Raw genomic sequence first — 17,892 nt, forward strand, 5'->3', positions numbered from 1 at the left:
ATTTTCAAATGGAGTGCAGTAAAAAAATAAATTACGCTTTTTATTGCACTTTGTTAAAATTCAAAATCGACTGCGCGACGTTCAGTCACGACCTTCTTGACGAAGGAAACGATTGCCAAATGTTCCGGATGGTTCTGGTAAATGTCGAGGGCTGCCTTGGTGTGGAATGTTGTATCAAGTGCGATATCGTATTCCACGTCTCCGTTACCTAGTTCGGCCTTGTTAAAGTTCAAACCCGATTCAATGCTCAAGAGTCCAGGAATCTTTCCAGCCAAGGCGTGGAAAGCGTCGACCATCTTCTGGCCGTTTTCTTTTGCGGTAGCACCTTCGGCTTCGCTCTTCAATTTCCAAAAAACAATGTGACGGATCATGCGTTCCTCTTTTGGTTATAAATTTGTTTGTACAGGTCCAATTGCCTCTTAAAGCAATCGTTCCAGCTGAATTTTTCGGCGTAGGTTCGGGCGTTAGCCTTCTTTTGGCTTAAATCCGAACGGTAAAGTTCTACAATGGCATCTGCCAGGGCTTCGGGCGTGCGCTTTCTTAAAATGACGCCTGCGCCGGAGTTCTGCACATGCTCGGCGGCTGCACCGGTACTTGCCCCAATCAGGGCGTTTCCGCAGGCCATGCTTTCGAGAATCGAAAGGCCGAAGGTTTCCCAGCCCGAAAGGGCGAGCCCAAGGTCTACGCTGGCGTAATGCCTTGCCATTTCATCGATAGACGAAATAAAACCGGCGTACTGAATGTGAGAATGCTGCTGGACGGCTTCTTCCACTTGCGGCAGGTACGGGCCTGTGCCTGCAAAAACGAGAGCCGGTTCACATCCAAGCTTTTCTGCAATCAGGGGGTAGGCGCCCAGCAAAAGTTCAATTCCTTTTTCTTCGCAAAAACGGTGCGGGAAGAATATGGTGAGGCGTTCCGGCCTTCCGGCTTTCAGTTGCAAAACAAGCTTTTCGTCTCGCTTTTCGGGCGAAAACATCTTGATGTCGCAACCCAGCGGAATCCAGTGGGATTTCGGCAAGTGATTCTTTTCGAGTCGCTTCAGGACTTCGTCGCAAGAAACCTGGATGCCGTCAAAATGCTTGAATTCCTGCTTGGCGTACCAGAAGGCGACCTTCTTGGCCAAAATGCCTAGCGTGCGGCCAAACTTATTCGCAACCGGGCGTTGCACGTAGGTAATAGGAAAGTCGGCGTGCCAGAAGCTCAAAAGAATCGCTTCGGGCACAACCTTCTTGGCCACGTGACGCACCACAGTCGGCAAAATATAGGGCGAACCGACTTCAATCACTTGAGGCTTGTATTTTTCAAGCACGGGCCTAATCTGCGAAGGCCTCCACATAAAGCGGTATTCCCACTTGCCCGGGAATCGGTACGCTTCCACGTGCTCAATAATGAGTCCTTTGCTCTTTTGCTCGGTGTAAGTCTTGGAATCCGGCATCACGAAAACGGACAGGACTTCTTCCTGACTTTCGTAAAAAGCCATTTTCTGCAAATGGTAGCGACGGACGCCGCCGCCAGAAGGACTCCAGAAGTTGTTGAAATCGACAATCGTGAACATTATTCGAGCTCGGCTTCTTCTTGCATGCGGTTCGAAGCCGGGTCAATCGAAAGCGTTCCCTGGTAAAGCTGGTTGTTACCGAGGCGTTTGGAATCGACTGTCAAGAACATGTTGCCACCCTTGGATTCGAGCCAGTAGATAGCGTCGGAATCGCGCAGGTAGGCGCGCGGGCCCACGAGTCCCTTTTCGGAATCGACGAGTTCGCCGCCCAAGAACATCGGAATGTCCAGAGCCTTGTACAGGTCGAGAATCGCCGAGGAACGTCTTTCGTGAATGTCCGAAAGGTCGGCGTGGTCAGCGACCTTCAAGTGGTCAATGCCGTCAATGATGACGACCAGGTTCCCGTGTTCCCTGATTTCTTCTTTCAGGTTCTGGAGAAGTACGATATTGTTAAAGTCGTTCTGGTCGTCCCAAATTTCAAGGCGGTTGTTGCGCACGAATGCCATCAAATCGCGTGTCGCTTCCAGAATCTTCTGGTTCACGGCTTCGTCTTCGCTCTGCTTGCGAACGGTCAACACCGATTCGCCAATGAGCATGGCCACGAGCCTGTCAAAGATCTGGCGGCGGGGCGTTTCAAGGGCGATGTAAATCAGCTTGAGGTTGGGATTGCTTTGGATCATGTCCAAGGCAAGGCTCGAAAGGAGCGTGGTCTTGAGACCGAACGGTTTCGAAGACACATAGAAACAGCCGGACTGGATACCGTCAATTTCCTGAGTCAGTTTCGGAAAGGTGTTGAGCGCATAGCCGACACTTACGTCGGGCGGACAACCCATGGCTGTATCGAAGTTTTCCTTGATGTCCTGCAACAGCATGGAACGACGGTGCGTGTGTACCGTGTCGGTTTCCGTTTTTTCGACGAGCGAAAGCAGCTGGTCTGCACCATTTTTGCGGACAACCAAGTCGACCGTTTCTTCTTTCGGAAGGACAATCGATTTGAATTTCAGATTGAGGCGCTCGGCCATCTTCAGGTATTTCTGAATGCGGTATTCCTGTTCGCGGCGATCATTCTCGCGACGGAGAATGACTGTCACCGATTCTGCACCGCAGGCCTTAAGCTTGTACAGGTGGCTCAGGGAGAGTTCCTGATACATGGTCGAAACCACGCCCGGAATGCCGGCGAGGTCTGCGGTCAAGGCGTCAAAGAATCCTTCCACGACAATCGGCTTTGTAACATCGGACTGGATGTTGAACGGAATGTCGCCCGGGCCCGAGGCGTAAGAAACATACGTGTGCTGTCCGTCGTTTTCGTTAATCAGGCGTCCGTAAACGGAATGAATCAGACCCTTGGAATTGCGGGCAGGGATTGTGATGCGGGGTTCGTGGTAGGCGTCCAGGTTGTCCAGATAGAAACTGATCTGGTGGCGTTCAATGCCCGACATCATGCAAAAACTCACGAACGGTTCCGGATCACCGCTATAATAGCCAATGCCGTAAAGCTGAGCTTGGCCGATGCTCCAACCGCGTGCAGCCAAAAATTCTGCAGAAGAGGGGCTCTTGCAAGCGGCCCAGTGGCAGTAGCGCACAAAGTTTTCAAGTACCTTGGACTTTTCGCCACCGATTTCCTTGATCCACGGGTGTTCTTCTTGCAGGTCGTGTTCCGGCTCGAGATTACCCAAAAAGTTAACAGCTTCTGCTCGGGCGGCAGGTTCGTCCATGCCGTTAAAGCGGCTGCGCATTACAAATTCAACGAGGTCGCCCTCGCTTCCGCACTGCAAGCAGCGGTAGCGCCAGTAACCCAGGGCATCATAAAAGAACAAAGACGTTTCTTCGGGAGAATGAAACGGGCAGCATGCAATCAGGTTTCGGCCCCAGCGACTTAAAGGAATTCCCAGCTGTCGCGGATGGGTCTTGGCTCGCATGACAATTCCTGCATGTTCTTGGTCAATAATCATAGGAGTCCTCTTTTATACACTAGAAATCTAGTTATTTCTATTGCGATAGGGTAGTAAATCTTTTTAATTTTTAGGGTATGATTGTCCTTGGAATAGATCCCGGCACGATTACGACCGGATATGCGTTTATTGAGTCTAGTGCGCAAAAAGTAAAGGTCCTGGAATATGGAACTTTGCATGCTCCGGCAAGCCATGCGCTCGAAGACCGCTTGTTGCATATCGTGTCTGGACTTGAAAAATTGCTGGACAAGTACAAGCCCGAATCTTTCGGGATGGAAGGAATCTTTTTTGCAAAGAATGCCAAGAGCGCGTTGGTGCTTGGACACATTCGTGGGGCTGTTCTTGTGGCATGCCGTAAGCGCGGAATGACTTATAGCGAATACAGCCCGCGTGCCGTCAAGCAAGCCGTTACAGGCGATGGCGGTGCATCCAAGGAACAGGTGGCCAACATGATTTTTGCCCGCCTCGGAATTCAGGGTGGCGATCTTCCGCTGGATGCTTCCGACGCGCTTGCGATTGCGTGGACTCATGCCAGCCCCTCGCCGCTGAACGATGCGGTTTCGAAGGTTCTTGGCAAAAAGAAGGTCGTGCGTAAAAAGAAGGCGACGACTAAGCAGTGGTTAGATTTGATTGAAAAAATGGGAGGGCATGTCTGATGGACTCCAAGATTTGTTACGGCCTTCGCCCGGTTGACTCTGCTGATTTTGTCGAGGTCGATGGCTATATCGTTGATAAACTGGTTCTCGACGATTACAACAAATTAAAAGAGACTTTTGCGAAGTCCGGTTTTGCTCTCCGCATAGAATCCGCCTACCGCCCGTTCGAACGTCAGCTTTCGATTTGGAACCGTAAGGCTAGCGGTGAACTCAAGCTTCTTTCCGCCGAAGGACTCCCCATGGAGCGCCCAAGCGACGAAGAAGAATTGATGTATGCGATTTTAACTTGGTCGGCGCTCCCTGGCGCAAGCCGTCACCATTTGGGGACTGATTTAGACGTGGTCGACGGCAATGCATGTCCCGCCGGCTACGAGGTGGAACTCACACCCGCCGAATGTGACGGTATGTTCCGCCCCTTCCACGAAAAGCTGACCGAACTTGTCGGGGCGGGCGAGTCCTTCGGCTTCGAGCGCGTCTTCGTGCCTGGTCGCGGTAAAATCCAGCCCGAAAAGTGGCATATCGCGCACTTGCCGACCTCGCGCAAGTACCTTGAAAATTTTTCGCTGAAAGAGCTTCGCGCCCTCTACGAAAAGACCGATATCGCTTGCAAATCGGCGCTGCTCGACAATCTCGAAAAGCTGGCTGAAAACTATATCTACCCTTACTTCGTGTAATCGTTCCCGGAGTAGACTATGAACTTCTCTCCTGAATCCCGCGGAATCTTGCGCATGCCTCTTGCCGAATATGGCCGCTCCGCCCTCGGTACGCCCTTGCGCTATATCCCATGCTCCGGCCCATGCCGCGTGCTTGTGGTCGCCGGAATTCATGGCGAAGAACCCGAAACCACGTTCTTGCTGAGCCGCGTGCTCCGGGCATTCGAAACTCCTTTTGAATCAGTCGCCTTCGTCCTTTGCGCCAATCCCGATGGCGTCACGCTTGGCACCCGCGGAAACTTCAACGGGGTAGACCTGAACCGCAATTTCCCGACCTCCAATTGGAGCAAGGAACCTGTAGGCTCCCGCTCTATTCTAGAGGCCCCGCGCGACACGCTTCTCTCGGCAGGGAATGCTCCCGGAAGCGAACTGGAAACGGCCGCACTTGTCGCTCTAATCCAAAAGCTTGCGCCTAAGGCGATCCTTTCGATGCATGCGCCTATGGCCTGTGTCGACGCTCCTGCGAACACGCCTATGGTCGAATCTCTATGCGAAGCGTTCGGCATCCCTTGGCATGCCGATATCGGGTATCCGACTCCCGGCAGCCTCGGCACTTGGTGCAAGGAACAAAAAAGTCCAGAGTGTATCACCCTGGAACTTCCGAGAATGTCTTTAGAGGCTTTGTTTGACCGCTACGCCCATTCGTTTGCCGAATGGCTTGAAAACGTCTAGCGGCGTTCCTCGATCTTGTTCTTTTCGGCGTTTTCGATGATTCGCTTACGCTGAACAAGGCCTACCGTAAATCCGATAATCAGGTAGCTGGAGCAGAGAACCAGCAAGTATTCCAGAATGAACGGAACCTTTTCCGAAATGAACAGGAATCCGCAGATATAGGTAATCACGATCAGGATTGCTTGGCCGATGTTGAACAGCTGGTTCTTGCGCGGCTGGAGCTTGGGCAAGAAGAGCGGGCTCACCATCAAAAGTCCAGTAACGAGCATCACCAGAACGGGGATGAACATCATGGGGCTTTCGGGATTTTCGAACAGACCGTTGGACTTCAGGTATACCACCAGGATTGCGTTGATTGCACCTGCAAAGGTGGACGGAAGGCCTGAGAAGTGGTGGTGGTAGGTGTCGCTGTCGCAGGCGTTGTACTTGGCGAGGCGCATGGCGGCGCAAAGTACGTAAATCGAGAAGGTGACAATCAGGAGCGCACCGTTGGCCTGGAACCATTCCGGAGACAGGGTCTTATAGGCGAAGAAAATCGTAAAGGCCGGAGCAAGGCCAAAGGCAATCAGGTCGGCAAGGCTGTCGAACTGGGCGCCGAACTCGGAACTTGCATTCACGAGACGGGCGGCAAAGCCATCCAGCTTGTCCAGGAGAACGCTCAAGATAATGAAATAGGCACCGGTGCGAATAGGATCAGATGTTGTAAAGGAACTGAATGCGCCGGTCACCCAACAGATGGCAAAAACGCCCAGAAGAAAATTCATGCTGGTAAACGCATTCGGCAAAATAAAACGAGATTTACCCATAGGGGCCTCCATTAAGAAGTATCAAGCTAAAAATAGTTTTTTTGCTGGCTGAAAACAGAAAACGCCCTGTAAACGGGCGTTTTCAAAAGCTGTAATTCCGTTTTTTTTTTACTTCGCGTTTGGCTGCGGCGCAATTTTCCAAAGACCCTTCACGCCGGCGGCAACCACAAGGCTCTGCGGCGGTGCATACGGGTTTTCTTCGGTCGGGAAATTCGTCCAGTGCTTGGTAGAGAACTGGTAGAACTGCGTGGGGCGGTACATAATCGGAAGTACCGGAATCGTTTCCATGAAAATCCTGTTCAGAGCGAAATAGGCTTCGGTGAGTTCCTTTTCGTCGGTGAGAGCAGGAATCTTTTCAAGCAGCTTGTCTGCATCTTCGTTCTTGTAACGACCTTGGTTGGCAAAGGCTTCTTCGCCAATGGGTCTGTAAGAAACGGAGCCCATCACCTGGTCAAAGCGGTTCCACGGAGATGCTGCCGAAAGTTCAGCCGTTTGAGTCTTCATAGCTAGGTCAAATGTACCGAGGCGCAGGTTCCTGTCCCACACGCTGTAGTCCACGAACTTTTCTTCGGCGGCAAGACCGATTTCATTGAAGGATTCAACGATGACCTTGATGGCATCTTCCCAGTCGGTCCAGCCTTGCGGGCATTCAATGGTGAAGCTACGGACGGGCTGGCCATTCTTGTCCAACAGCCTTCCGCTTTCATCCCAGCTATAGCCGGCCTTCGTAAGGATTTCCTTGGCCTTTTCAACATCGTAGGAGTATCCGTACTTTTCGGCGTCTTCCTTGTTGAAATACTTGGATTCGGTGCCGAAGGGCAAGATGAACCCGGGCTGAATCACCGGCGTGTAGTTCGAAATGGCGCGAGCCTTGATCTTTTCGAAGTTGATGGCGTGCATCATGGCACGACGGAGCTGCACGTCATCGAACGGAGTGCGGGTGTGCGCAATGAAAAGTGTCGTGATGGAACCGGGCAGGTGGTACGGCTCGTTGCGGCGTTGTTGCTGTTGTACAGGGAATGGATGATATACTTGGGAGAGGGCTTCTTTCCGCTGAACTTATAGTTGCCCCAGTACTTGTCGTTACGTTCCAGGACAATCTGGTCGGGGGAATAAGTCTTGAGGTTGTATGGTCCCGAAACCACCGGCATAGAATCGTTCTTGAATTCGGCAATACGGTTCATGTCGTAGGTCTTGCCGGACTTCGCCCCCTGGATGAGCGGCTCGAATACGGCCTTCGGGAGAATCGAGGTTTCGGCAATGGCGTTCAAGATAATCAAGGGGTTCTTGTTCTTGCTGAAATGGAACGAAATGTTGTTGCCACCATCGTTGGTGATTTCGCTCAGGAATTGCCAGTTGCCGTGACGCGGCGTGGGCAGCAAGGAGTCAATCTTGAAAGTGTAAAGAACGTCGTCGACGGTAACGGGGGAGCCGTTACTCCATCTTGCCTTGGTATCCAGGTGCACCGTGATCTTGTCTTCGTCACTGGTGTAGCTGTTGGCAAGCATGGGCTCGAGTTCGCCGGTCAGCTGGTTGTAGGTCAGCAGCGACTCGTAGGTAATGCGGCTGTTGCCGTCGATAGGGAAGTTGGGATTGTAATCCAACGGGTTGAAAGAAGAAGGTGGCGTCCAGTCGAAACCACCGATATACAGCGTTTCGCTGCGTTCGTATTCCGACTGAAGCTTATCCTGAGCAGGCTTGGTTTCTTCGTTACAACCGATAGCGAAGAATGCCCCAAGTGTAGAAGCCAGAGTGAAAAAATATCGAGCACGATGTTTAACCGTGCATCCCAAAGAATTCTTTATATTCCCATAATCCATATCTTAAATTTAGTGTGTTTTTAACAAAAAAACCACCAAAATTTGTTTACAAGATAAAAAAAATGCCCTTTTTTAGGGCATTTTTGGCGCTATAGCGTGAATCCGTACAACAGGCGTTTCGGAGAGGCGCTGAACAAAGTATGATTCAGTATAAACGGCGTGCCAGCGCCGCCTGGAGTGCTGTATTTCCTCTCTTTTTTACCCGACTTCAAAGAGATGCCTATGACTTCGTTTCCTTGGTCAATCCAGGCAAAACCGTCTTTGACAAAGGGCTTCGGGAACACGGCGTTCTTGCCGTTGAATTTCCACAGCGGGGCGCCCGCTTCAGAGTAAAGCAAAATGGATTGGTCCGAAAGACCGACAAGGAATTTCCTTTCGCCGTGATCCGTAATCACCTGCAAAGAAGACACTGCATTTTCCATTAGAATCTGGAGCGGGGTGGCGTCTTTCTTCTTGAAGTTGAATAGATAAAGCTTGTTGCCGCTTGCGACTGCGGTAATGGAGTCTGCGCTGAGCAAATGTGAAATCTGTCCAGGAATCTTGCGGGCGGAATTTTCTTCGGTCTGTCCGGCATCGTCATCAAGTGCGACAAGTTCTCCTTCCAGGTTGCAGGCATAAATCGTCTTGTCCGATTTGGAATGCAAGAAGGGTACGGAGAAAATCTTTCTCGACCAGGCCAGTTTATTGTCGGGCTTCAAAATCTTGAGCAAGAATCCGTTCCATGTCGAAACGTAGATGGCGTTTTCGGTCACGTTCATCTTGAATGCTTTTCCCGGAAGCTGTAAGCTGGCTGGGGAAACATCCTTGTTCAAATCGTAAATCGAAATGTTGTAGCCCGAAGCGATAACCAGAGTGTTTTCGTCGTTGTCGATAACGGGGCTGTTGTCGAGGGCTCCAATGTATTTTGCAGAACGAAGTTCGCCATTTTCGGCGTTAATGCTGAAGAGTCTGTCGGCGGCGGGGTCAATCGTGTACAGGTTTCGCTTGCCGCTAAAGAATTGCGGGTAGCGGGTCTTGGGCGAAATCGGAAGCAACGTCACGAACTTTGCGCCAATGGCTTTGCTGTAGCGGTTTAAAATCAGCTGGGTCGTTTGCGGATTGCCGCTCGAAAGTCTAACGGCTTCTGACCATGCTTTCTGCTTTTCGCGTTCATTGTTGCTGTTCTGTTCTAGGTACAATGCTTTAAAGAACCAGCCTTCAGCATTGCCGGGTTCCAGCTTGAACAGGGAATCCAGTACGCCAGGCAAGTCGTCCCATTCTTCATGTTCGGCGAGGTATGCCGCTTGCTGGGCTAGGATTTCAGAAAGCATCACCTTCTTGCCGTAGTAATGCGGCGAAAGCGAAACCAGCTTGCGGTCGCCAAAGTACAAATAGAGATTCCCGTTCGTGAAAATGGGCGCTTGCTCAATTGGCTTTGTGAAGTTAAAATGCCACAGCGGATTCAGAATGGTATCGACAGCGGTAATGGCGCCTTCGCCAGAGAATAAACCAAGTGTTCCCTTGGCAAGCGGGTGAATCGAGGAGGCGTCGCTTCGAATGGTTTTTCGAATCATGCCGGTTCTTCTGTCAATCAAGGAAATTCTTCCCGAGGCTTCGAGCAGAACAATTTCTCGTTCGAACGGGAACATGCTTTCGATGTTGCTGACTGAAATCTTCCAGAGCGGGGACGTTCTTGCTTTAGGAATATAGCCGTAAAGGTAATTGCCCGAAACCAAGAAGAGCATGTTCTTGTCGATCAAGACGTTTCGAATCACATCAAACTGGGCGATAGATTTCTTGGTAGAACCATCTTCCGACGAAATAAAGTGGAGCGCGTTGTCGGTGCAATTCAAGACGAATTCATTGGTGGGGGCAAAGAATCCTTCGGGCACGCAGCCGTTGTACTTGTCGGCCACTTGCGTTACAATTCGCTTGTTGTTCAGGATAGAAAGCTGCTTTTCGCCTTGAACAATCACCCTGTTTCCATCAACCACCAGATGTGTAATGTCTGTAATCGGAAAACTCTTGTTCGGGCTGCTGGCATAGAAAGCCTTGAATACAAGACTATCTTGGTCTATGGGCTGGTACCAGATTCCCTGACGGTCGATATTGAAAATTTGCTTGTTTGCGGGAACCGTCGCGATTTTTTCGAGGCGGTCGTCCTTGATTTTGCAAATGGAACCGTCATTCAAAAGCAAGAAAGTCGGATCTTTGCCGAAGGTTTTCTGAATCGGGCTCTTTAACTGAATCGGAGCTTTCAACAAAGCTTCGGGCTTGCTACTGGTAGCGCTTTCTCGTTCTGAAAGCCAGTAAGCCTTAGGAACTTCGCTCGTTCTTGCCAAGCTCTGCTCGTAGTAGAAATTGGCCGAAGTCTTGTTGCCTGCAAGTTCCTGGATTTTGCCGAGGTAAAAATAAGCCTTTTCCTTGTCGTCTTCGTCGCCTTGCATGGCGGCTTTTTCGAGCATCTTGATAGCGTCTGCGGTTTCGCCTTTCAGCTCGAACAGATAAAGCGCTTCTTGAATGGCCGCTTCCATCTTTTCGGCAGAGGCAAAAGATACAAGCCCGCATAACCACACGAGCGTCAATGCCGTGCGAATCGCAGCGAAGGGACTTATGTTTAACCGTTTATCAGCCATCTTTTTTATGCGTCAAATTTATAGCCGGCGCCTCTCACCGAGATAATAAACTTCGGGTTGTCCAAATCGTCTTCGATTTTACGGCGAAGGTTTGCAATGTGGTTGTCGACGGTACGGGTCGAGGGCATGTTCTCGTCGGTGTAGCCCCAAATTTCTTTAAGCAAGGTTTCGCGCAAAATCACTTCGCCGCGGTGAGCCCAGAAATATTTCATAATCAAGTATTCGCGGGTGGTCAAGTCCAGAGGCACGCCGCCCTTGGTCGCTTCGAATTTCTTGACATTGATTTTGATGTTTGCAAATTCAAGAACTTCGGGAACTTGAACCGAGGTGCTACCGCTTTGTGGTTCAATGCGGCGACGGAATGCCTTGACGCGGGCGAGAAGCTCCAAAATCGAGAACGGTTTTGTCACATAGTCATCGGCTCCCATTTCAAGCCCAGCGACTTTGCTCGTTTCTTCAGTCTTGGCGGTGAGCATAATGATATAGGTATCCGGGTGCTTGTTGCGAATGTAACGGCAAACTTCAAAGCCGCTCTTTTTCGGAATCATCAGGTCTAACAGCACCAAATGGGGCTGGTAGGAATCCGCCTTGGCAATCGCTTCTTCACCATCGCAGGCCGTTTCAACGGTGTAACCTTCCATTTCAAAGTTGTCCTGGAGGCCAAAGCGGATGATTTCTTCGTCTTCTACGATGAGTATTTTGAAGTTCATGGTTATTCTGCCTTTTTAAACTTGACGGTGAACGTGGATCCCTTTCCGGGTTTGCTGACCAACGAAATGGTTGCCTTGTGAGTTTCGGCAACGCGCTTGACGGTTGCAAGGCCGAGCCCGGAGCCCTTGGTGCTTCGAGTCATTTCGTCACCCACTCTATAAAAATCATTAAATATATTTTTTTGTTCAGAAGCGGCAATGCCGATACCGGTGTCCGCAACCGAGAATATGACCCATTCGCTGTCGCTCTTGACATCGACCTTGATATCTCCGGGGGCTTCGGTATACTTGATGGCATTGTCAATCAAGTTCTGAACCAAGCTGTATAGCGCCGTATAGTCGCCCATCACAAACACGTTGGGCTCAAAGTGCGTGTAGAAAGTAAGCCCTTTTTCGACACCGATGTCTTCGACGGCGTCAAAAACTTTCTTTGCGCAAATAGAAAAGTCTAAACGTTCCCACTTGAAGGCGCCTGTGCCGTGTTCCATTCGGGTGTAATTCAAAATAGCGCCAATCAAGTTTTCAAGTCTCGAGGCTTCTTTGCCAATGAGCGTGGAATATTCTTGCACCTTTTCGGCGCGCTGCAAGCGCCCACGCGCCATCATTTCGGCAAACATCTTAATCGAGGTCAGGGGAGTCTTCAATTCGTGCGAAACGCTGGACAAGAAATTCGCCTTCATGGCCAAAAGTTTGCGTTCCTGCGTAATGAATCGGAACATGAAGAACGAACCGAAAATAACCGTGATGAGGGCGAAAAGCATAAGCCCGTACATCAAGAACATGCGGTGTCTCGTTTCTTTATGAATGTCCTGCATGTCTTTTTCGTACAAGGTGAATTCCCATTCGAAAGCGTCGGAAATGTAATGCTGCGCGATAATGGGGGCTCCTTCCGGGATTTCTCCCATAATCAGTTTGTCGCTGTTTTCGGTAATCGAGAAGGGGATGTTCTTGTAGCTCTGTACGACTGCCTTGAGCTTGCTCTGAAGACGTGCCTTGTAAGCGTCCTTGTTGATGACGGCAATGACTACCTGGTCTCCCGAAAGATACGGGTACGACATTTTGAACAAGGTAATCTCTTCGGTGTTCTTGTAAAGAATACCTTCCTTTGATGAAACGTCGTCGTTCAGGATTTCATGGAACAAGTCCCTGTTGTAATACAGGATGTCCATGTACCCCAGCTGGCGGTTGAAGTTTTCTCGCAGGTTCCAGAAGGCTTCGCGTTTTTCTTGCGACAGGTTTTCAAATGAAAGAATCTGCGTAAAGGCCGATTCAAAGAAATACCTAGATGACGAAATGTCGTCGATGTTTTGCTTGTCCAGGAATTGTGCCAATACCGAAAGACAGTAGTCTTGTGCTTCTTGGTGCTTTCTCTGGAATACCAAAATTTCAAAATGCAGCAGGTAGACGGCGTAAGTCAAGTCGGCGTGCAAGTACCCCTGTTGGTGCGGGTTGCTTTCAAGAATTTCAAGCAGGTGCAGTGCTTCGTCGTATTTCTTGTTCTTGTAGTAGAAACGAATCAGTCCAAGAATGTTTTGGACTTGTTCTTCCTTGGATTCAAAGAAAAAACTGGTGGGTCTAAGACTCCGGGACCGCTGTTCCAGGTAAATCCTTTGCGCGATGCTGTCTTTTAAACCGCTTGTTTCAACTTGATAGAGTTTCTTGTCTAGGGTAGAGGGGACGCTGTTCGAAAAGTTGGACGACTTGAAGAACTTCTTGGACGTCATGTCGGGGTAGATCAAGTTCCCGTTGTTGAACAAGAAGATTGCGTCTAGTCCTTCTACCGACTTGAATTCGGCGGCGTGTCCAAAGTCCAGGAGCCCCTGCGGCTGTTCGTAAAGGAATAGCGATGCCGCCTTGGTTTCTTGGTAAATCTTGGACTGTTCTTTTTCTATCGCTTCTTCGACTTCGTTTTGGAATGCGTTTAGGTTTTCGTCGAAATTCTTTTGCGACAGGTATATTTCATTCTGGATGTTTCTAAAACTCAGAAACGAAAGAATAGCCGTCGGGAGGACGATTCCTCCCGCAAACAATAGGACGAACAGCAGATTATTACGTGAAACCTGCATTGCCAGTCCTTATAGAACTTGTAGGCTTAGTGCGATTCTCTTACTTGACGATCTGCGCACGGTGGGTCACCGATACCCTGTGTCCAACTTCAATTCGTCTGCTGTTGGAATAGAGTTCGCGAATGAGAATGCTCGATTCGTTGTCTGCGGCCCTGGCAATAATGCCGCGGCCAATCAGGCGGGGCGGGAGCGATTCGTCTGTCTTGTCTTCTTCCCAAATAGCGACGGCATCACCAGTGTTGTAACCTTCGTTAATGCCTTTATCGACAAGCACATACGAGAATGCGCCGATAATCAGCATCGGGTCCATGGAGTAGCGAATCATGGCCAGGTCGTTCAGTTTGGCTTCCTTGACCTTGCTATAGCCAGACACGTTGATGGTCTTGAGCGGCTGCTTGAGTCTTGCCTTGGCCTGGTGGATCTTGATTTCGCGGAAGCTCGTCACGATCTTGGCGCGAGAAAGCGTATCGCCAATAGCGGTGATTTTTGCAATGCCAGCAAGGCGGAGCAGCGCATACTTTTCGAAGGTGCTGCCCTTAGCTGCAGGAACGTTAATTGCTTTAGCATCAATGATTTCGACGAGGTCGCCACGCTTCAGGTCGGCGTTCGTCTTTTTGCCGACTCCCACGACCACTTCCGTTTCAGGCATGTGAATCAGGGGTTCCTTCTTTTCGCCTGACTTGATCGAAATGAAACGCTTGTCTTTTTTCAGGGAATCAAGCGTGTAGATTTCGGGGGCGTGCATCTGGTAGTAGCCATTGAAAATCTTGGGGGCCGGACGCTGCTTGTAGTAGTATTCGTCATTGGCCTTGGGTTTCTTGATGCCCTTCTTGTCTTTATCGCGCAGATTGCCGAGCATGCCTTCGAAATCGCTATTGCGTTCGTCGCCATCATCGCAACCGGCGTTTGCGACTGTCAGACCCTTGCCCTTGGGGAGGGCGGAATCCGAAATGGTTGCATTACAGGGGTACTTGCTTTTCTTTTCGACCTGCAGCACATTGCCTTCGCGAATGGAATCGCCAAGGTAAATGGAGTCGCCCGGATAAATCCAGTGCGGGTCTTCGATGTGGCGGTTGTTTTCCCATAGGTCTGGCCAGGCAAAGGGGTCCTTGAGGAATTCGTCACTCAAGTCCCAAAGGGTATCGCCTTCCTTGACAATGTAGGCAGACGCCAACAAAGCAGAAAGACCCAGACAGATGGATGCACATTTCAAAAGTCGCATAATAATCCCTTAAAGACTGTTATATCAATAATTTAACCTTTTCTTTGCTTAAAAGTAGGGGCTTTTTGACTAAAATGCGGAATTTCTTGCGTTTTTCGGCCAGAAACGCGTTCTTGCGGGCGCTGAATGGTCCTAGAACGCTGTTTTTGAACCGGATTCTGCCCCAGGACTCCCACGCGGTCAGGTACGAACAGGAATAGAATTTCAAACTTTCCGGAGCCCGGTTCCAGGTAAAGCGGGATATTCTTGCGGAGCATGTAGCCCTCATTTCGGAACTGCTTGATTGAGCGTGCGGCTACTTCGAGGTTCGAGGTCTGTAAAAGAATTCGTTCCGGTCTTGAAAGGGCGGCAGCTTGTGCAACACCTTGTGCCAGCGGCTCGTCGCCGGGCAGGTTGAAGTAGAAAGTCCAGCGACCTTCGTTTTCGGGCTTGCTGAAGAACTTGCCAAAGAAATCCTGTTCCACGTGACTGCGGATGAATTTCATATTGTCATCTATGGTGTTGCGGGCGTTCAAGCGCGACGACATCATGGCGTATTCGCGGCAGTCCATCGAAACGACTCTTTTGAATCGGCTCGCAAGTGTTGAACTCACAAAGGAACTTCCGGAATAGAATTCAAAGAAGCAGTCTTCGGCATTCGGGTGGATTGCATCTTCAATGCGCTTGGGGAGTCCCATCCAGGCGTCATGAATTCGGGGCGTCCAGTCCAGCACGTGCATACTGATCCCGGTCTCGCCAATCGGCATAAAGTCGCTACCGAAAGCGCTCTTGGCTTCCACCTTCATCGGAATCGTTCCGGCCGGATCAAAAGGCTGGTCGGGTAAGCACTGAATGTGGTGGCAACTGATGACTTCCGGACAGTTTCTTTGTATAAAATCAACGAAAGTCTTGTAACCGTGAGCAGAGAATCGGCCTTTCAGGTTAACTTGAACGAGCATCGCATAGCGTCCGTCACCGACGGCGCGGAACCAAATTTGGCGGAGAGCCTTCTTGAAAATATGCAGGTGTTCTTTCTTGACTTGTTCAAGAACTTTGGTAACAAGTTCGGGAGTGTCCATTCCGCGGGCGGGAGCGTCAATGGAAAGGGATTCCTGCTGTCCGCGGTAAGTCTTGATAATGCGCCAGTCGGAATGTTCCGGATTTGCATCTGCTGTAAACCAAGCCTGGAACTTTCCTGGAATGTGTTCGTTTTCGGCCCATGCGGCAAGCTGCTGCTTGATGTCTTCAAAAGTCAGCGCTGCTTTACGTACAGGCTTTTCTGCCTTCGGGGCTTCCGTCTGTTCTTTGCCGCGACGCACATTGTTTGTGCGAGGACTGTTACTTCTTTTTCTAAAATCGTTTCTCATTTTATTTTCTTAAACAAGGAATCTCGGGTAAATCCAGGAACATTCGCGGGCGAGCATCTTCGGGAATTCGCGGAAGGTTCCGTTAATCTGGTAAAGGTTCAGGCTGCCTTCCACCGGCGAAAGCTTAATGAGCGAGTCCGCGCGGGCTTCGAGGTAGGGGTATTCGTCCAAGTTGCAAGACGATACGACTGCACAGCCCGTGAGGGCGATAATGGTATCGACCATCTGCATCAGAATCTGGTGCGGTGCGCCATTCAAGCGTGTTGACTTCGGATTATGCAACACGGCTGAAATCGGGTCGATCACCACCACGCGGTAGTCGTGGTTTTCAAGTCGCTTGGCACCTTGAATACGCTTGGCGATAAGCTGTGCTGTTTCGATAGGCGAAAGGGCCGTACCACGCAGGTTCAAGAAACCGAACTTCGGGGTGCTGGCGTTCAAGTTGCGCTTGCCGCCCAGCAAGTAAAGGCGGTTCAGGAACACGGACTTGGTAAGTTCAAAGTTGATGAACAGCACGTCGCTCGAAGACGTTGAGTTGCCGAACCAGTCTTCGCCATAGCAAATCGAAAGGCCTAAGTCCATAAGGGCGAGAGACTTGCCGCTCTTCGGGGGTGCCGTGAACAAGAAGAATTCGCCGGCACGGAGCATGTTTTCGACAATCGTCTGGTCTTTCTTGGGGGCTTCTTCGGTGTCGCTTGCAAGTTCAATGAGCGGTTTTCCGTCAAGGGAGTATTCCACCCATTCTTGCCATTCCTTAAAGTTCTTGGCGCCCTGTTCAAGACCAATCAAGTACTGCTGTTTACCGCCGCGGAGCACGCCCGGCATACGCACCATCATGTGCGGGTTGCTGTTGCTCGGGTCAACCTTGAATCCCTGGGAATCAAGTGTCTTGAAAAGGAAGTCGACGCGTTCGTTATATTCTTCTTCGTCGTTGGCAAAAATCTTGACCCATGCCTGCACAGAATTTGCACCTGTGTTTACAAGAGCGGTACAGGGGAGGTTCAGTGCCTTGTAGTAGGCGAGCTGCTTGGCCAAGGACATCTTGGGGTTGTCGACCACCACATAGCGGTAGCGGAAAGATTCGTCCGTGACGTCGTCGCCACCCTTTACGGCGTTAATGCACAGGAGGGCGCCTTCGGGGCTGTCGAGGCTCTTCATGATTTTCTTGATAGAGTCATCTTGCCCGATAATATTCGATACGAGTTCTTCGGTGGTTTCGGGGGTGTTTGAAACCTTGAACGAAATGGTTTCGTCGGGGTCGAAAGCAGCTTCCAGAAGCTTGGCCAAGTCTTTTCGCCAGTCTGCGGCGGGCCAGGGAATGGAAAGTGCTTCCGGATCAATCTTGAAGTTCTGCAATAGTTCCAGGGACTGTGTATCAAGACCCATGGCCAGCATTTGTTCCATGGAAATCATGTTTGCCGACAGCGGCGTGATGATTGGCATGGCCATCGTCTGCGGGGCGGCCGCAGCTTGTGCCTGGGGAACTCCTTCCGCAGCCGGGGTGGAGTTCTGCGCCGGCGCCGGTTGTTCCTGGGGACGTTCTGCAGAGCGCTTTTCGGCGGAGAACGCCCGGCGAAGAGTCTGTTCGACCTCTTCTCCGTCCATGCCATCGTCGCGGGCCTTTCCGCCCAGCTGGAAACTAGCGTCCATGAATGTCCAGCCTTCTTCCATGGCGGCAACACCCGCCTTGTACAGTTCGGCCTTGAGTTCGTTTACGCTGTTATACTTGTTCTTAAGGAACAGGTTAATGGTCTTTTTTGCGTTTTCCATAAGCGCCTCAGATGCTTTATCATACTGAATGTAGCTTTTTTATTTACAA

At 50.6% G+C, this 17,892-nt stretch carries 13 protein-coding genes and 1 pseudogene; 3 read left to right on the forward strand and 11 right to left on the reverse strand.

The window, feature by feature from the left end:
• Window positions 1-53: 53 nt before the first annotated feature.
• From QZN53_RS01460 to QZN53_RS01470, 3 genes are read right to left on the reverse strand one after another with little or no spacing between them, the layout of a single operon-like run.
• On the reverse strand, window positions 54-371 hold the full coding sequence (locus tag QZN53_RS01460; protein ID WP_072798675.1) for a Dabb family protein: 318 nt from the start codon (window positions 369-371) through the stop codon (window positions 54-56).
• Window positions 368-1,555, reverse strand: coding sequence for a glycosyltransferase (locus QZN53_RS01465; protein ID WP_163436957.1), 1,188 nt, complete (start codon window positions 1,553-1,555; stop codon window positions 368-370). Before QZN53_RS01465 ends, QZN53_RS01460 begins: the two co-directional genes overlap by 4 nt.
• On the reverse strand, window positions 1,555-3,447 hold the full coding sequence (locus QZN53_RS01470) for a CHC2 zinc finger domain-containing protein (protein WP_163436958.1): 1,893 nt from the start codon (window positions 3,445-3,447) through the stop codon (window positions 1,555-1,557). The genes QZN53_RS01465 and QZN53_RS01470 overlap by 1 nt, the downstream gene beginning before the upstream one ends.
• A 77-nt stretch (window positions 3,448-3,524) precedes the next feature.
• Between QZN53_RS01470 and ruvC the strand changes: the two genes are divergently transcribed.
• From ruvC to mpaA, 3 genes are read left to right on the forward strand one after another with little or no spacing between them, the layout of a single operon-like run.
• The gene (gene ruvC / locus QZN53_RS01475; protein ID WP_163436959.1) at window positions 3,525-4,103 is read left to right on the forward strand and encodes a crossover junction endodeoxyribonuclease RuvC; all 579 of its coding nucleotides are present in this window, start codon (window positions 3,525-3,527) and stop codon (window positions 4,101-4,103) included.
• A complete protein-coding gene (locus QZN53_RS01480) occupies window positions 4,103-4,777 on the forward strand; it encodes a M15 family metallopeptidase (protein ID WP_163436960.1) in 675 nt (224 codons plus the stop codon). The genes ruvC and QZN53_RS01480 overlap by 1 nt, the downstream gene beginning before the upstream one ends.
• An 18-nt stretch (window positions 4,778-4,795) precedes the next feature.
• Window positions 4,796-5,488, forward strand: coding sequence for a murein tripeptide amidase MpaA (gene mpaA / locus QZN53_RS01485; protein WP_163436961.1), 693 nt, complete (start codon window positions 4,796-4,798; stop codon window positions 5,486-5,488).
• On the opposite strand, the gene QZN53_RS01490 is transcribed toward mpaA, so the two are convergent.
• From QZN53_RS01490 to QZN53_RS01525, 8 genes and pseudogenes are all read right to left on the reverse strand, one after another.
• On the reverse strand, window positions 5,485-6,294 hold the full coding sequence (locus QZN53_RS01490; protein ID WP_163436962.1) for a CDP-alcohol phosphatidyltransferase family protein: 810 nt from the start codon (window positions 6,292-6,294) through the stop codon (window positions 5,485-5,487). The two genes, mpaA and QZN53_RS01490, sit on opposite strands and share 4 nt — an antisense overlap.
• Window positions 6,295-6,402: 108 nt before the next feature.
• Window positions 6,403-8,114, reverse strand: a pseudogene (locus QZN53_RS01495) (ABC transporter substrate-binding protein).
• 89 nt (window positions 8,115-8,203) lie between these two features.
• Entirely contained in the window at window positions 8,204-10,729 is a 2,526-nt protein-coding gene (locus tag QZN53_RS01500) for a lipopolysaccharide assembly protein LapB (RefSeq protein ID WP_163436963.1), read from the reverse strand.
• A 5-nt stretch (window positions 10,730-10,734) separates the two neighbouring features.
• Window positions 10,735-11,439, reverse strand: a complete 705-nt coding sequence (locus QZN53_RS01505) for a response regulator transcription factor (RefSeq protein ID WP_163436964.1) — start codon at window positions 11,437-11,439, stop codon at window positions 10,735-10,737.
• A 2-nt stretch (window positions 11,440-11,441) separates the two neighbouring features.
• A complete protein-coding gene (locus QZN53_RS01510; protein WP_163436966.1) occupies window positions 11,442-13,505 on the reverse strand; it encodes a cell wall metabolism sensor histidine kinase WalK in 2,064 nt (687 codons plus the stop codon).
• A 40-nt stretch (window positions 13,506-13,545) separates the two neighbouring features.
• The gene (locus QZN53_RS01515; protein ID WP_163436967.1) at window positions 13,546-14,727 is read right to left on the reverse strand and encodes a LysM peptidoglycan-binding domain-containing protein; all 1,182 of its coding nucleotides are present in this window, start codon (window positions 14,725-14,727) and stop codon (window positions 13,546-13,548) included.
• A gap of 32 nt (window positions 14,728-14,759) precedes the next feature.
• A complete protein-coding gene (locus tag QZN53_RS01520) occupies window positions 14,760-16,025 on the reverse strand; it encodes a hypothetical protein (RefSeq protein ID WP_163436968.1) in 1,266 nt (421 codons plus the stop codon).
• A 57-nt stretch (window positions 16,026-16,082) separates the two neighbouring features.
• Entirely contained in the window at window positions 16,083-17,843 is a 1,761-nt protein-coding gene (locus QZN53_RS01525; protein ID WP_163436969.1) for an AAA family ATPase, read from the reverse strand.
• Window positions 17,844-17,892: the final 49 nt, after the last annotated feature.

Source organism: uncultured Fibrobacter sp., assembly GCF_900316465.1.
Classification (GTDB): domain Bacteria; phylum Fibrobacterota; class Fibrobacteria; order Fibrobacterales; family Fibrobacteraceae; genus Fibrobacter.

Excerpts from the sequence above, each read along its gene's own strand:
- QZN53_RS01460 (WP_072798675.1), bottom strand. The coding sequence starts at position 371 with ATGATCCGTCACATTGTTTTTTGGAAATTGAAGAGCGAAGCCGAAGGT.
- QZN53_RS01465 (WP_163436957.1), bottom strand. The coding sequence starts at position 1,555 with ATGTTCACGATTGTCGATTTCAACAACTTCTGGAGTCCTTCTGGCGGC.
- QZN53_RS01480 (WP_163436960.1), top strand. The coding sequence starts at position 4,103 with ATGGACTCCAAGATTTGTTACGGCCTTCGCCCGGTTGACTCTGCTGAT.
- QZN53_RS01525 (WP_163436969.1), bottom strand. The coding sequence starts at position 17,843 with ATGGAAAACGCAAAAAAGACCATTAACCTGTTCCTTAAGAACAAGTAT.
- QZN53_RS01505 (WP_163436964.1), bottom strand. The coding sequence starts at position 11,439 with ATGAACTTCAAAATACTCATCGTAGAAGACGAAGAAATCATCCGCTTT.
- mpaA (WP_163436961.1), top strand. The coding sequence starts at position 4,796 with ATGAACTTCTCTCCTGAATCCCGCGGAATCTTGCGCATGCCTCTTGCC.
- QZN53_RS01470 (WP_163436958.1), bottom strand. The coding sequence starts at position 3,447 with ATGATTATTGACCAAGAACATGCAGGAATTGTCATGCGAGCCAAGACC.
- QZN53_RS01500 (WP_163436963.1), bottom strand. The coding sequence starts at position 10,729 with ATGGCTGATAAACGGTTAAACATAAGTCCCTTCGCTGCGATTCGCACG.
- QZN53_RS01510 (WP_163436966.1), bottom strand. The coding sequence starts at position 13,505 with ATGCAGGTTTCACGTAATAATCTGCTGTTCGTCCTATTGTTTGCGGGA.
- QZN53_RS01490 (WP_163436962.1), bottom strand. The coding sequence starts at position 6,294 with ATGGGTAAATCTCGTTTTATTTTGCCGAATGCGTTTACCAGCATGAAT.
- ruvC (WP_163436959.1), top strand. The coding sequence starts at position 3,525 with ATGATTGTCCTTGGAATAGATCCCGGCACGATTACGACCGGATATGCG.
- QZN53_RS01515 (WP_163436967.1), bottom strand. The coding sequence starts at position 14,727 with ATGCGACTTTTGAAATGTGCATCCATCTGTCTGGGTCTTTCTGCTTTG.